11 protein-coding genes are annotated in these 13,420 nt (G+C 43.6%); 1 reads left to right on the plus strand and 10 read right to left on the minus strand.

Annotated elements, in window-relative coordinates:
• Window positions 1–80: 80 nt before the first annotated feature.
• On the minus strand, window positions 81–350 hold the full coding sequence (locus AB1797_01795) for a tetratricopeptide repeat protein (GenBank protein ID MEW5766346.1): 270 nt from the start codon (window positions 348–350) through the stop codon (window positions 81–83).
• 901 nt (window positions 351–1,251) lie between these two features.
• On the opposite strand from AB1797_01795, the gene AB1797_01800 reads away from it, so the two are divergent.
• Window positions 1,252–1,416, plus strand: a complete 165-nt coding sequence (locus AB1797_01800) for a riboflavin kinase (protein ID MEW5766347.1) — start codon at window positions 1,252–1,254, stop codon at window positions 1,414–1,416.
• A gap of 564 nt (window positions 1,417–1,980) precedes the next feature.
• Here AB1797_01800 and AB1797_01805 read toward each other — a convergent pair.
• The 9 genes from AB1797_01805 to AB1797_01845 all read right to left on the minus strand — a co-directional run bounded on the left by AB1797_01805 (window position 1,981) and on the right by AB1797_01845 (window position 13,288).
• Window positions 1,981–3,723 carry an SPASM domain-containing protein gene (locus AB1797_01805; GenBank protein ID MEW5766348.1) on the minus strand — a complete coding sequence of 581 codons (1,743 nt, stop codon included), beginning with the start codon at window positions 3,721–3,723 and terminating at the stop codon, window positions 1,981–1,983.
• 219 nt (window positions 3,724–3,942) lie between these two features.
• Window positions 3,943–5,583: a glycosyltransferase gene (locus AB1797_01810; GenBank protein ID MEW5766349.1), complete on the minus strand. Its 1,641-nt coding sequence runs from the start codon at window positions 5,581–5,583 to the stop codon at window positions 3,943–3,945.
• The gene (locus tag AB1797_01815) at window positions 5,580–6,992 is read right to left on the minus strand and encodes a glycosyltransferase (protein MEW5766350.1); all 1,413 of its coding nucleotides are present in this window, start codon (window positions 6,990–6,992) and stop codon (window positions 5,580–5,582) included. Before AB1797_01815 ends, AB1797_01810 begins: the two co-directional genes overlap by 4 nt.
• Window positions 6,989–7,921 carry a GDP-L-fucose synthase gene (locus AB1797_01820; protein MEW5766351.1) on the minus strand — a complete coding sequence of 311 codons (933 nt, stop codon included), beginning with the start codon at window positions 7,919–7,921 and terminating at the stop codon, window positions 6,989–6,991. Before AB1797_01820 ends, AB1797_01815 begins: the two co-directional genes overlap by 4 nt.
• The gene (locus tag AB1797_01825) at window positions 7,884–9,125 is read right to left on the minus strand and encodes a DegT/DnrJ/EryC1/StrS family aminotransferase (GenBank protein ID MEW5766352.1); all 1,242 of its coding nucleotides are present in this window, start codon (window positions 9,123–9,125) and stop codon (window positions 7,884–7,886) included. Before AB1797_01825 ends, AB1797_01820 begins: the two co-directional genes overlap by 38 nt.
• Window positions 9,049–9,852 carry a nucleotidyltransferase family protein gene (locus AB1797_01830; protein MEW5766353.1) on the minus strand — a complete coding sequence of 268 codons (804 nt, stop codon included), beginning with the start codon at window positions 9,850–9,852 and terminating at the stop codon, window positions 9,049–9,051. The genes AB1797_01825 and AB1797_01830 overlap by 77 nt, the downstream gene beginning before the upstream one ends.
• Window positions 9,853–9,857: 5 nt before the next feature.
• A complete protein-coding gene (locus AB1797_01835) occupies window positions 9,858–10,856 on the minus strand; it encodes a kinase (GenBank protein MEW5766354.1) in 999 nt (332 codons plus the stop codon).
• A gap of 16 nt (window positions 10,857–10,872) precedes the next feature.
• Window positions 10,873–12,345, minus strand: a complete 1,473-nt coding sequence (locus AB1797_01840; GenBank protein MEW5766355.1) for a radical SAM protein — start codon at window positions 12,343–12,345, stop codon at window positions 10,873–10,875.
• Between the two features lie 10 nt (window positions 12,346–12,355).
• Window positions 12,356–13,288, minus strand: coding sequence for an NAD(P)-dependent oxidoreductase (locus tag AB1797_01845; GenBank protein ID MEW5766356.1), 933 nt, complete (start codon window positions 13,286–13,288; stop codon window positions 12,356–12,358).
• Window positions 13,289–13,420: the final 132 nt, after the last annotated feature.

A 13,420-nucleotide genomic window follows, 5' to 3' on the forward strand; every position in this document is an offset into this window, starting at 1 on the left:
TTTAAACTTACTGTGGTAAGCTCTCTTCGTCAAGATTTAGCGATTTCAGAGAAGCGTCCAACGATGCACAACATATTGGGTTACAGGGAGTTCTGGTGAAATTGAGTTTTCATATTCACGTTATTATAAACTTGGGCAAGATTCAAGTGAACATCAGCATTGTCTGGAGCTACTTGAACAGCTTTCTCTAATAATTCAACCACTCTTAATAAATCAGGATTTGGACACTTTTGAAGGGCTAAAGAAAGCAAAAGATATGCAGGAATGTAATTTGAATCAACATCCAAAACCTGCTTAAATTCACCAATAGCCTCCTCAATAAAATCCTCTTTCAAAAATATCTTACCCAATTCCATGCGACTTTCTACATCATTAGGATTAGTCCTTATGCTATTTTGTAAATATTCTGCTTTTTTTCGGCATTTTCATCTTTAAAGATTAAAGTTCTTTGTTTTGGAGAGTGAGCACAATTCAAGAAAACCCCGGCTATACAAAAGATAACAATAATGTAAAAAACAGGCATCGTTTCAAAACTGAGGAATAATTTCCCCAAAGATGGTATACTTTGAATATATCCCAATCACACCACTAATCGGACTACTACAAGGAGGTTCAAATGAAGGATACCATCACTCTACGGGATACGCTTCCAACCAGTCTATCCATAACTGCTTTTGGGTCAGATGGCTCGTTTCTCACTCCCTTTGGGGAACCGGAGATAGGGAGATTTGCCGACCCTGACCCATCATCCACGACCAAACTATCTGCCTGCTACCACACTCAAGCAACAGAAGACACGCCCTCCGCTTGCAAACTATCTGCTTGTCCACACCGCCAAGCGTGCTACCAGACCCTCAGTAAATGGCACGTGCGGCGTGGCCAATACCAGCGTCCGGATGTGACAGCCTATGACCGCATAGAAATCGCTCAGCGGTATTACGCTCCTAACCGTCCCTGGGGTGGAGTGGTGCGTATGGCACAGGAATACAACCTCAGCCGTAGGACGATCTACGACATTGCTGAGCAGGGCGCTATTCTTTTCGAGCCACGTTTGCCTGGCCCAGTTCCCTGCCTCAAACAGTTACTGCCTTGCGGCCAGATGCTTTCCCTGCCGAAGACTGAGAAAACAATCCTATCTCGAGAAGAAAAGGAACTGCAGCGCAACCGTTTGATTTTAACTTCGGTCTTCCCTGGTGGCGTAACGATGCGTCCGATAGAAGATGTCCTGACAGAAAGCACTCTGAATACAGCCTGGAAGTCTACCTTTTCGATTTCGAGGGGGATCTATATGGTCAATCTCTTCGGGTACGCTTTGGCCCCCGCCTCAGGTCGGATATGACCTTCCGTGATTCCACCCAACTTAAAAGGCAGCTCGAACGTGATGAAGAAATAGCCAGGAACCTACTATTGGCCTGAAAACCCTCAATTTTTTCCTGGCGGCGAGGGGTGGGATAGTCGCCATTAACCCCTGAGCGGCCGAAACGATGAACCTCGCCGAACTATCTTATCTGTAACCGTTCAGCCACAAAGCCACGAAGAGAATGATAGAATAGCACACGGATGACACAGATTTTGGCGGATTCTCACGGATTTTTTCTAATAAATTTTTATCCGTGTCAATCCGTCTCATCCGTGTAATCCGTGTGCTATTATTGGTAATCTTTGTGTCTTTATGCCTTAAAAGCTGAATAGTTACAAAAATTTCCGACCTGTACGGTTAAGAAACCGCTGAAGCGGTTAGGAGGGGGCTTGTTCTCTACCGATTCACCCCGATAAATTGGGTTGCTATTCTCATCATCTCCTCATTTCTAGCGAGATTAATGTCCCCATTTCTACTGAGATTAGCACCCTGATTTATCAGGGTGATGCGAATAAGACAACATATAGAATCATAACCGCTTTAGCGGTTTCCAAGGCTCAGCCTAACCGTACAGGTCGAAAATCCCCCCTCAACTTTCATTACCCCCTAAACGGTTACTCTTATCTAAGCTTCCAGTGGCCGTCCAACTGGAGGTGGGTTTTTTCGTCGTTGATGTCCTGATATTTAAAGAAGGGACATTCCCGACATTCGGCCGGGGGATGGTCGCTGTTTACTCTCTGGCGGAAGTTTGTGTAGGCTTTAGAATTCCATATTTCTTCAAAGGTGTGTTTAGAGAGATCGCCTAAGGGGGTGGAAATCTTACAACAAGGGATGACCTTGCCTTCGTTGGAGATATAGGCATTGGTCCAGGGTTCATAACAGACCTTGCGTTGGGAGCCGTTGTCACTCTTCCGCCCAAAGAAACCGGGAAGGTCTATGGAAACACCCAGCCTTTTAGCCTCTTCCAGGCCGGCCTTAAGAAACTCATTAGCCAATTCCTGATGATAGTAAAGGGATTCATCTCTAAGTTCCGGCCTATTTACCACCAGATAAGTAATTAGTATCTTTTTTACTCCCAGACTTGAAGCTAATCTGACCAGTTGAGGAAGCTCCCTGATATTCTTTCGCATGGCTAAAAAGGCGATCCTCAGGTTGGGTTTCGAGCTGATAAAGCGTTGCTTTAAGTCTTGCACCATTTCCACCGCCCGGACAAGCCTTGAGAAGTCTAAGCCCCGCCGGATGTATTCCGAGGTCTCTTTGGTTGCTCCGGCAAAGGAAAAGACCAGATCGCGGCACCCGCCCACAACTATCTCCTTAGCTATTTCTTCCGTTAGCCTCATCCCATTAGTATAAAGAAGGACATCCGCCTGGTATTTTCTCATAATCCGAAACATCTTTAAATAGTCGGGATGGAGGAGGGATTCCCCCCAGCCGTAGGAGCTGACCTGAGGAAGATAAGACAGGACATCCTCGGTTTGCTTAAATAAATTCAGGGGCATATCCCCCAGCCTTAGCCCATCCTGCCTTTTCTGACCGCACATGATACACTTCAGGTTGCACCGAGAAGTAAGCTCTAATTGAAGCCATATTGGCCGGGAGAGGAGTTCTTCTTTCTGGAGGTGACATTCGATCATATTGAGCTTCTTGTTGTATAATTTACGGGCAAGCAGATTTGACTCGGCCGTCATTTTCTCCGCCAGGGTTTCTTGATAGCCTAACAAAAATTCAACCGCCTCTCTGAGGCTGATTTCTTCTATGGGCCCGCCCATGAGGTCGAAGATCTCTGATAGAAAATAGGCATCCTCTTTCCGGTTGATACCCAACTTTAAGGCCGGCCCCATTAAGGGATCCTTTATCTCGAACCTATTGACCCTCAGATTGTCAGCGACCTTCTCGACAGATTGAGGCCTTGGGAAGGGTGTCTTAGAGGGGTTATTATTAGATGTGGGCCAGGCCTTATTGGAAAACACCTCTGCCTCTGTCCCTTGAGGAAGGCCAACCAGACAGGTATAATCGGCTCCTTTTTGTCGATGGGATTCAATCATTTGATCGATGATGGCCGGATCAACCAACATATTTCCCCCTTTTACTCGGAGGAACGTATCTGTCCCTATTTGATGGCTTACCTCAGCTATGTCTCCGGAAAAAACCTCTATCCCCCACTCCTTAGCCCGTCTAAAGAAAGGCTCATTCTCTGGTCGGGCTGGACCAAAAAAGACGATCTTTCCCACACGCCTGGACCTTTTTAATCTATTCAGGAGATGCTCCAGTGCAGGCTTGCCCTGAATCGGTTCTAATATCCAACCTCGTTCTCCCTGCCAGTTGGGAGAAAGGTCTGTCTCAATGATGGCAGTTACTCTCATTAGTGACCCTCTTTTTTTTGTAACTACTCAGGTGGATAGGCTGACGACTGAAGGCTGACGACTGAAGGCTGAAGATCGAGGCAAATTAGCCGATAAGAGCTGATGCCTCAACCCTATTTCTTATCTCAGATGAACCAAGGCCAAGGTCTTCCAGGAAAATGCCCATAGGTGATACCCTGGGGCTTGTAATCTCAATTCGATCATCAAAGATGGCGGATTTTATATCCGACCCAAAGCTTCCTGGTAAACTTCTAAGGTCTCTCTGGCGCACTTCTCCCAGGAAAATTTACTTACTTGCTCTAAACCTTTTTCTCTCATCTGATCCTTTAAGGCGGTATCTGTTAAAACCCTATGCATCGCTTCAGCCAATTCTTCTACATTATGAGGATCAACCAGAATAGCCGCCTCACCGGCTACTTCAGTTAAGGATGATGTATTTGAGGTTATAACCGGCGTCCCACAGGCCATTGCCTCTAATACTGGCAAGCCAAATCCCTCATAGAAGGATGGAAAGACAAATAGCTCGGCCGCATTATATAAATATGACAGTTCCTCATTTTCTACCGCTCCTGTAAAGATGACATCCTTCTCCAGCTCTAAGTCTCTCACCAGTTGAAAGATCTCATTATAGAGCCAGCCTTTCCTTCCCGGAATAACCAATTTATAGTCTAAGTAATTATCATTTTTAAGCTTATAATATGCCTTTATTATCCCCTGAATATTCTTTCGGGGCTGCAATGCCCCTACATTCAGGATAAAAGGATCAAAGATATGGTATTTCTGCCTGATTTTCTCCATCGACCTGGTATCTTCAATAGGTCGATATACCCTCTTATTTACTCCCTCATAAACCACTTTAATCTTGTTCTCGGGGACACCAAAGAATTCTATTATATCCTCCTTTGTCTTCCTCGAAACGGCAATGATAAGGTCGGCGCCTTTGATGGAGATAGGTATCCATTTCTTCAAGCCTGAAAGAAATGGATCTGGTAGATATTGAGGGAATCGGACCCAGGCGAGATCGTGGATAGTTATTATCGATTTACACGGTCTTATGAGGGGAGTAATACAGGCAGTGCCGTGGAATAAATCTATCCCCTGCTTTGACAACTCCACTGGCCAGAAGATCTGCTCTTGAAAGTGAAAAGAAGGGATTCTGATAGTCTGTTGCCTAATGTTACTGTTAGCCGAGAAGGAGTTTCTCTGCCCCCCCTGAAATATTATATACTTAAATCCATTCTCCTTCATCAAACCAAGATTTTCAACCAGGTTATATATGTACTCCGGCACCCCCCCCTTATAATAACCCAAGACACGTCCATCTATTCCTATACATACCATCTTCTTTTTTCTCTTTATACCCTTGGGGAACTCTTTCCTTGACTTTATGTTGAAAGCGATAAATAAAAATATGAATAAGTCTATTACCTTCTTTATAGCCCTTATGAATTTCAGAGGGCAGAAATACCATGGGAGAACAAAGCTATGGCCGTCTAATTCATAGACCATTCTATATTTAGCCCTAATGAGTAAGGCAAATAATTCCACATTGAGGCAGCCAACCCCAGAAGGGGTATTGTATAGAATAACGGCTAAATCAAATCTTTTTTTCCTTATTTTAGATAAATATTTAAGGCCATTCCAGATGTTAAATTTTCTCTCATTATATAAAATTATCTCCTCTACCTGTGAATCCTTCCTTAATTCATTCTCTACTTGAGCTTGGGCCAAAACTGTGATGGAAGCTTGAGGGGATTTCATCTTTAAATCATGGAGCACCCTATTTACTTGTTCCATACGAGCTGACCTGATAAGAAGAATCTCTTTGATCTCATTAGGTATAAATCTCTTCTCCTTCATTTGTCTGTCATCCTCAGTGGAGAAGGAAGAGTGGAGAGATAACTACTCAGGTGTTTAGGCTCAAGGCTATAAAACATCAAACTCTCCCTTGCTTTTCTGTGCTGGGGTGTAAATCTTAGACATTCCTCCAGGTGATGTCTTGTCTCTTCTGTCCTATTCAATCCCTTATAAATACATCCCAGATGGAAATGAGCTCCACCAATATATTTATTTGAATTATATGAGGCAAACTCCTTACTTAATTCTATAACTTCATTGAATTTTTCTTTGGCTTTATCTAATTTACCTTGCTTTTCATAATTTGATCCCATGGCATAATAAATAGATACTACTCTACTTTTATCCTTAGGTTCTAAGGATATGGCTTCCCTTAGTTTCTCTTCTGCTTCGCTGAATTTTCCTTGTTGGGAGTAAAGGTTCCCCAGATGAATTAGGCTGGTTACCCTTATATTCTTACTACAGTTATCCTTCAATGATATTATGAATTTAAACCATCTCTCGGCGGTATTAAATTTTTTACTTTCATAAAATATATCTTTCGCCACGCCTAATCCCCATTCATAGGCCCATCCACTATTTAATTCCGTAACTTCATCTAATAATAAATATATTTTCTTTATTAAGTAATCCGATTTTCCTAATTCTCCTTCTTCTTGAAGAAATAATGCTTTAACAAGGAAATATTGCCAATAGCTATTTTTTTCAAGGTATTTATCTATTAATTTTTCTTTTATTGAAAATATTAGACGCTTAACCCGGTGGTAATTCCATCTTTTTAAAAATACTCTATAATCATCATAGCCCTGGAGCGCAAAATCTTTTCTAATGTGGTCATCTACTAAGTAATGCTTAAGCTTTGCTTCCCTCACCCCCACCGTTACCAAGCCTCTTTCCCAGGCTCTTAAGTTAATATCTGAATCTGAATGGAATCTAACAAAGGTCTCATCAAAATATTTCAATTTCTTCATAACTGAAGTCTTGGCCATCCCAAAGCTGGCATCAGGCAATCCAAAGGTAGATCTAATATCAAAATTATTCTCTTCCACTTCGGAAAAATAAAAGGCCCCTATTATTTCTACCCGGTTACCTTTCTCTCTCTCTAAAAAATTTAACAAGTTCATCAGAGAATCATTTACTAACATGAGATCGTCATTTAACCAACATACATACTCGCCCTCAGCCGCCCTAATCCCCTGGTTGTATGCCTTTGTTGGACCTTCCCGCTTATCTTCAATAATTCTTGTATAGGGCTGTTTCATTAGAAATTCTTGGGTGCCATCAGTTGAACCACCATCAACTACCACTATTTCATAATCCACCTCGATATTTCCTTGAAGAATAGAATGGAGGCAATTCTTCAAATATTTCCGCCTATTATAAGTGGCTATGACGATACTTAGTTTCTTCACTGGGCTGATCCAGACTCCTTATACCAATCGTAGGTGGCTTTTGTGCCTTCTTCCAAGCTTGTTTTAGCCTTCCAACCCAGACTTCTTATCTTGCTTACATCCAGAAGCTTCTTGGGCATACCATCAGGCTTGGTCTGATCATACACTATGCTACCTTCAAAACCCACTACTTGCTTAATTAGATTAGCCAGTTCAGCTATGGATATATCTTCTCCTGACCCAACATTTATTATTTCACAGCTATTATATTCATTCATCAAGAAAATACAGGCCTCGGCAAAATCATCCACATAGAGGAATTCTCTTTTAGGCTGACCGGTTCCCCAGATAACTACATCCTCTTTGGAGAGGTTGGCCTTATGAAATTTCCTAAGCAAGGCCGGTATCACATGACTATCCCGTGGGTCAAAGTCATCATTCACCCCATATAAATTGGCCGGCATAGTGACTATGTAGTTTGTGCCATACTGCCGGTTATAAGACTGGCACATCTTTATACCGGCTATTTTAGCTATCGCATAAGCTTCATTGGTGGGTTCCAGATAGCCAGAGAGCAGATACTCTTCCTTCATAGGCTGTAGGCACATCTTAGGATAGCTGCATGAGCTTCCCGTAAACAGGAGTTTTTTGACCCCATTTCGGTAGGCCGAATCAATAACATTCGTCTGAATCATAATATTTTGGTAAATGAAATCGGCTGGGTAGGTGTTATTAGCCAGGATACCGCCCACCTTCTCGGCGCATAGAAACACATATTCCGGCGCCCCCCTTTGGAAAAACAGCCTGGTCTCGGCCTGGTCAGTCAGATTGAGTTCCGCCTCTTTCCTGAGGAGTAAATTTCTATAACCCAGGCACCTTAACTTTCGGACAATGGCCGAACCAACAAAGCCTTCATGTCCGGCCACATATATGAGCGCGTCTTTCTCCATAGCTTACCTCTAAAAATCTATCCACCACCTCGATGAAATAATCTATCTGCTCTTCATCTATGTCTTGGTGCACCCCGATGTGAAGTCCATTATTTCCTATGTATTCCGCCTCGGGGAACTCACCCAGTTTATATCCCAGAAATTTAAAACCCTGACACTGAGTTGGCATCGAGGCGAATAGACTCCTTGTCTCAATCCCATTCTTTTCTAAAAAATCAACGAAATGGTCTCTACTAAATCTAACACCTTCCTTGAGAACAATCGGAAAGGCATGTGGTCCAATCTCCTCATAAGGTTCTTCCTTGATAGTAACAAAATACTGGTCAAACCTTTTAAACTTCTCACTCATCGTAGCAAAATTCTTCTTCCTCTTTCTTAGGATTTCGTCGTAGATTTCCAGGCTTCCCAACCCAACAGCCGCCTCTATTTCATTCATCTTACAGGAGAATCCAATCCTTTCAAATATGAACCTGAGATCTACTCCCTCGCCATACTCAAATCTCTTGGGACAATAGGCTGAGGCAAGATTTAAGACACAACTTTTGCATTTACAAGCCCTTCCATGCGACCTTAAAGACCTTAAGACCTCGGCAAATTCAGGATGGTTGGTAGTGATGACTCCCCCCTCTATAGTAGTGATCATATGGGCTAAGTATAGACTATAGGCCGCCATATCCCCCAGAGTTCCTATATTCTTACTCTTATACCTTGCCCCATGGGCCTCAGCCGCATCTTCTACCACATAGAGATGATGCCGCCGGGCAATCTCATTAATCGTGTCCATCTCAGCCGGTTTTCCCATAAGATGAACCGGCATTATGGCCCTTGTCTTGGTGGTGATGGCCTGTTCTATTTGATGGGGGTCTATATTTAAGGTCTCTCTTTCAATATCCACAAAAACCGGCTTAAAGCCGGCTTGCAGAACAGCATTGCCCGTAGCTACGAAAGATAAGGCCGGCACAATGACTTCATCGTCTCGCTTGGCCCCCAAATCATAGAGAACCGCTAAAGCCAAGGCATCGGCATCCGCTCCACTTGAGACGGCCACCGCCTCTTCTGTTCCGACTAACTCGGCAAATCTCTCCTCAAATTGCCTTACATACTTACCGCAGGAAACCCTTTTAGAATCAAGTATCTCGTTGACCAAGTCCCTGGATTTCTGGGTGATCACCATTGTTCCAAAAGGCATCTGTTGAGTAGGCACTCAAGCCTCCTTTTTCGTAGATAAAATCTCTGGCCTTTGCGTATCGCTGGGGAGTCCCAATGTCTATCAGCCCCCCCTCGGTCACATACCCGTAAACCTTTCTGTCAATAATCATGGGGAAGAGGTGGTATTCGAGAGAATAATTTCTATGGGGAGGTATCAGAGAAAGCACTTCTTCTTCCATAAGATATACCCCGGCGTTAATAAGCCTTCTACCTCCCCGATAGACCTTTTCATCGAATCTCAAGATTTGCCCTGAGGAATTTATAGTTACTGAACCATAATCTGCCGTCTCTCCAGCCCAAGCCAGGACCATAGTAACCAAGGTCCCTTTAGTGATATGGAAATCAATGAATCTATCCAGCTCTACCTGGCAGAATGAATCTCCATTCATAACCAGAAACGGGCTGCTTTGAATGAGTGGTTCGGCATTCTTTATGGCCCCTGCCGTGCCTAAGGGTTCTTTTTCCTCGGAAAATAAGATAGTCGAAGGGCGACGGCTCTTTTGATAATGCCCTCTGATCACCTCACCCATATATCCTATGCACAGAATAAAGCGATTAAAACCATACCCAGCCACATATTCTATCAGGATATCTAAAAAAGGCCGTTGGTTTATCTCAGCCATAGGCTTAGGCCGATCAGCCACTACACCCTGAAGTCGTTTACCTAACCCACCACAGAGAATAACCACATCTATATCTTTCAGACTTAGCGGTGTCCCCATTTTCTTTAATAAAACCCATTCGGCTGGTAGAAGATAATCTGGCTGCCTTGATTTTCAAACTTAAAAGGAACCTCCAGGAGACCCATCAGTCTGGCCCTTATCCTTGGCTGAATCTCCGGCTCAGCAAATATCACCATAAACCCGCCGCCTCCTGCACCTAACAGCTTTCCGCCTACCGCACCGGCCCTCCTGGCGACCTCATAAATATTATCGATTTCAGAAGTCGATATCTTCTCGGTTAAACCACGCTTGAGGACCCAAGATTCATGCAATAGCTTCCCAAAATCTAAGATATCTCCATGCTCATTGGTAAGAATGGCCAGGGCTTCATCTACCATTTGGTGCATGGTGGATAGTTCTTTCTTCTTTTTAGGGATATTTTCAATCTGCTTTTCGGCCACTTCAGAGGCAATTCTTGAGAATCCACTAAAGTAGAAGATCATCCGGGCATGGAGTTGATTCAGCTTCTCTTTGTTTATAATTACAGGATTGACCTTGATGGTGTTATCCCGATGGAAGTCTATCCGGTTAAAACCACCAAAGGCTGCTGAGACCTGGTCTTGAGAGCCGACATTCTCTTTAATGATATTCTGCTCCACATGGATGGCCTCCTGGGCCAATTGCATTTTGGTAGCCATGATACCCTTCAAGGCATAAATGGAATGCAAAAGCCCTACGGTAAATGATGAGCTTGACCCCAGCCCTGTCTTGGCGGGTAAATCTCCATCATGGTGTATTTCCACCCCGGCATTTACATCCATAAACTGCAACACCGCCTTAGCGGCGGGGTGCTGAATCTCCGAGGCGGTCTTTACATTCTCTATCTGAGAGTAAACAATCCGATGGGTATGGTCAAAGAAGGGCGGGAGATATCGACAGGTAATGTAGCAGTATTTATCGATAGTAGTAGCCAACACCGCTCCCCCATGTTCCCGGTAATACACGGGATAGTCTGTCCCCCCACCAAAGAAGGAAATCCGAAAGGGGGTTCTACTAATAATCATCTTATTAAACACCTCCTCAGGCATATCGGCGTTTCAACTTCTTCTTTAGCATGTCAAATATAGACCTTTCTACCTCTTCCCCAAACTTCCTTCTTACTTTTTCGAGGTACTTCGGATTAGAGAAATACTCATGAAATGCCCTGTCTCTAAATCTTAAGACATCCGGTCCGGAAAGATACTTGGTAGGAAGAGGCAAGGTCTCATAGCCCAGTTGAGCATATCCAAGCCAGGTCTCTGGTAACGGCCATCTCTGCTCCAAGGCGTAATTATAAAGCTGCGATCCAGGATAGGCCATAGCCGTGTAAAAATTCACATATTCAAAATTGTAATCCTTGGCCATATTCAGGGTCTCCTGCATTGTCTCATAATCATCATCAGGAAGGCCGAAGATGAAATTCCCCATTATGTTGATACCGGCCTGGTAGGTCATGTCGATAGCCTCGCTTATCTTCTCCTGGTGAATCTTCTTGGAGACACCCTGGCGGACTCTTTCGCTGGCAGATTCAAATCCATAGGCCACCCAGTTGATACCTGCCTGTTTCATCTTTTTAAGCACATTCTTGTTCACCGTATCAACCCTGGCATAGCACCACATATTCAATCTATATCCCCTCTGAATAATGAGGTCACAGAATTCTACCAGCCGGTCTTCCCTAAGAACAAATAATTCATCCATAATCTTAATATTCTTAATATTATAATTCTTTACCAAAAGATCTATCTCCTCTACTACCTTATGGGGACTTCGATACTGGATGCCTGGCTTACCATAAAAGGCATGGATAGGACAATAGCTACATCTAAAAGGACAGCCCAGACTAGTGTAGATAACTCCATAAGAATCTCTACTACTCAGGTCCTCAAAGCAGTGCCAGTTGTGAGCCCTGTATTTATTCATAGATAGGAGATCCCAGGCTGGAAATGGAAGTTCGTCAAGGTCTTTAATTAATGGAGCAGGGAGGTTTGAAATCACCTTCCCATCTTTGATATACCAGAGGCCCTCGATCTGGTAATCATCAGTTCTTTTCTCCGACTTCAACGTATCTAAGAGCTTGAGGATAGTATAAAATCCTTCACCCTCGCAGACAAAGTCAACACCTTCTTTCCTCAGACTCCTTTCGGGAAGGGCTGATGGATGAAGACCACCAAGGAGTATCATGAGATCAGGCATTTTCTCTCTCAATGCCTGAATAGTCTCTCTTACTGCCGGCATCTTTGGTGTAGAAGAGGCTGAGGGGTTTGTCCCAAGAACAATGATACCTACAAGGAGGGGGCTATACTCAGCGATTTTTTCGGCGACATATTCCGGGGCCCAATTCTCGGCATCGGCATCAATGATCTTTACTGAGCAACCATGGTCTCGAATAAAGGCGGCCAGCATAGCACACCAGATCGGCGGTTCAATCCCCGAAAGTGACAGGCTCAAATCACCATACACCTCTTTCTGATTGCCTGGATTAACAATTAATAAGTCCAACCGCTCTTTCATCCGACCCTCCTCAAACATTAGAGAACTGATTTCTCCTGATAATCTGATATCCTTTGATTAATTCCTCTATTCCTTCTTTTAAAGAAATTTCTGCTTTAAACCCCCTCGCCTCTATCTTTTCATTGCTGATGATATAATCTCTTTTATCCGGGTCTTCGCCGACCTCAGCCTCTATAAAATAAAAATCAGGAACCTGCTTTTGTATCTTTTCACACAGTTCCCATTTACTCAGGTTGGCCTCACTTAAGCCTACGTTATATGGTTCATTCTTCATTCTATCGAGGTTCTCAAGGCAGTGGATAAAGACTCGGGTTGCATCCCTTATATGTAAATAATTTCTCTTAAAGTGTGCCTCGAAAAGAACAAGAAAGCGATCTGTAACGGCCCGATAGACAAAGTCATTGACCAATAGATCAAGGCGCATCCTGGGGCTTATCCCAAAGACTGTTGCCAGACGGAGTGTAATGCAGTTTCCATCATCTAAGAGCATTTTTTCTGCCTCAACTTTCAGTTGGCCATATAATGAGATAGGTCTCAACGGCGTCTCCTCAGTGCAATACTTGCTCTTCTCCCCTATCCCATACCCACTATTCGTGGTGGGAAAGATAATCGGTTGATCCTTGCTTCTCAGTTCCAGGATCATCTTCACGGCCTCAAGGTTGATAGTTTGAGCCCCAATCGGGTTTTTGGCACAGAGTGGCGCCCCGGTAAGACAGGCTAAGGGAAAGATGGCCTCGACCTCCTTCAGACAATTAGAGATGAGATCTCTGTTGCGAACATCGCCACGGATAATCTTTAAGTTCTCATTGTAACAACAGTCCAATAGAGATACCTGGTTATACATAAAATTGTCTACGGCAATTACCTCATAGCCATTCTTTAAGAGTTCAGGAACTAATATAGATCCAATATAACCAGCCCCACCAGTTACTAATATTTTCAATATCTATACACCCCTTTCAACAAAGAGATTGCCAAAAAAGCAACTATTCAGCCACAAAGCCACTGAGTCACGAAGAAAATAATGGAATAGCCCACGACATTACGGTAACTTTAGCTATTTATCGGGTTGTTG

This window comes from bacterium, from assembly GCA_040753085.1.
In the GTDB taxonomy this organism is placed as follows: Bacteria; UBA9089; JASEGY01; order JASEGY01; family JASEGY01; genus JASEGY01.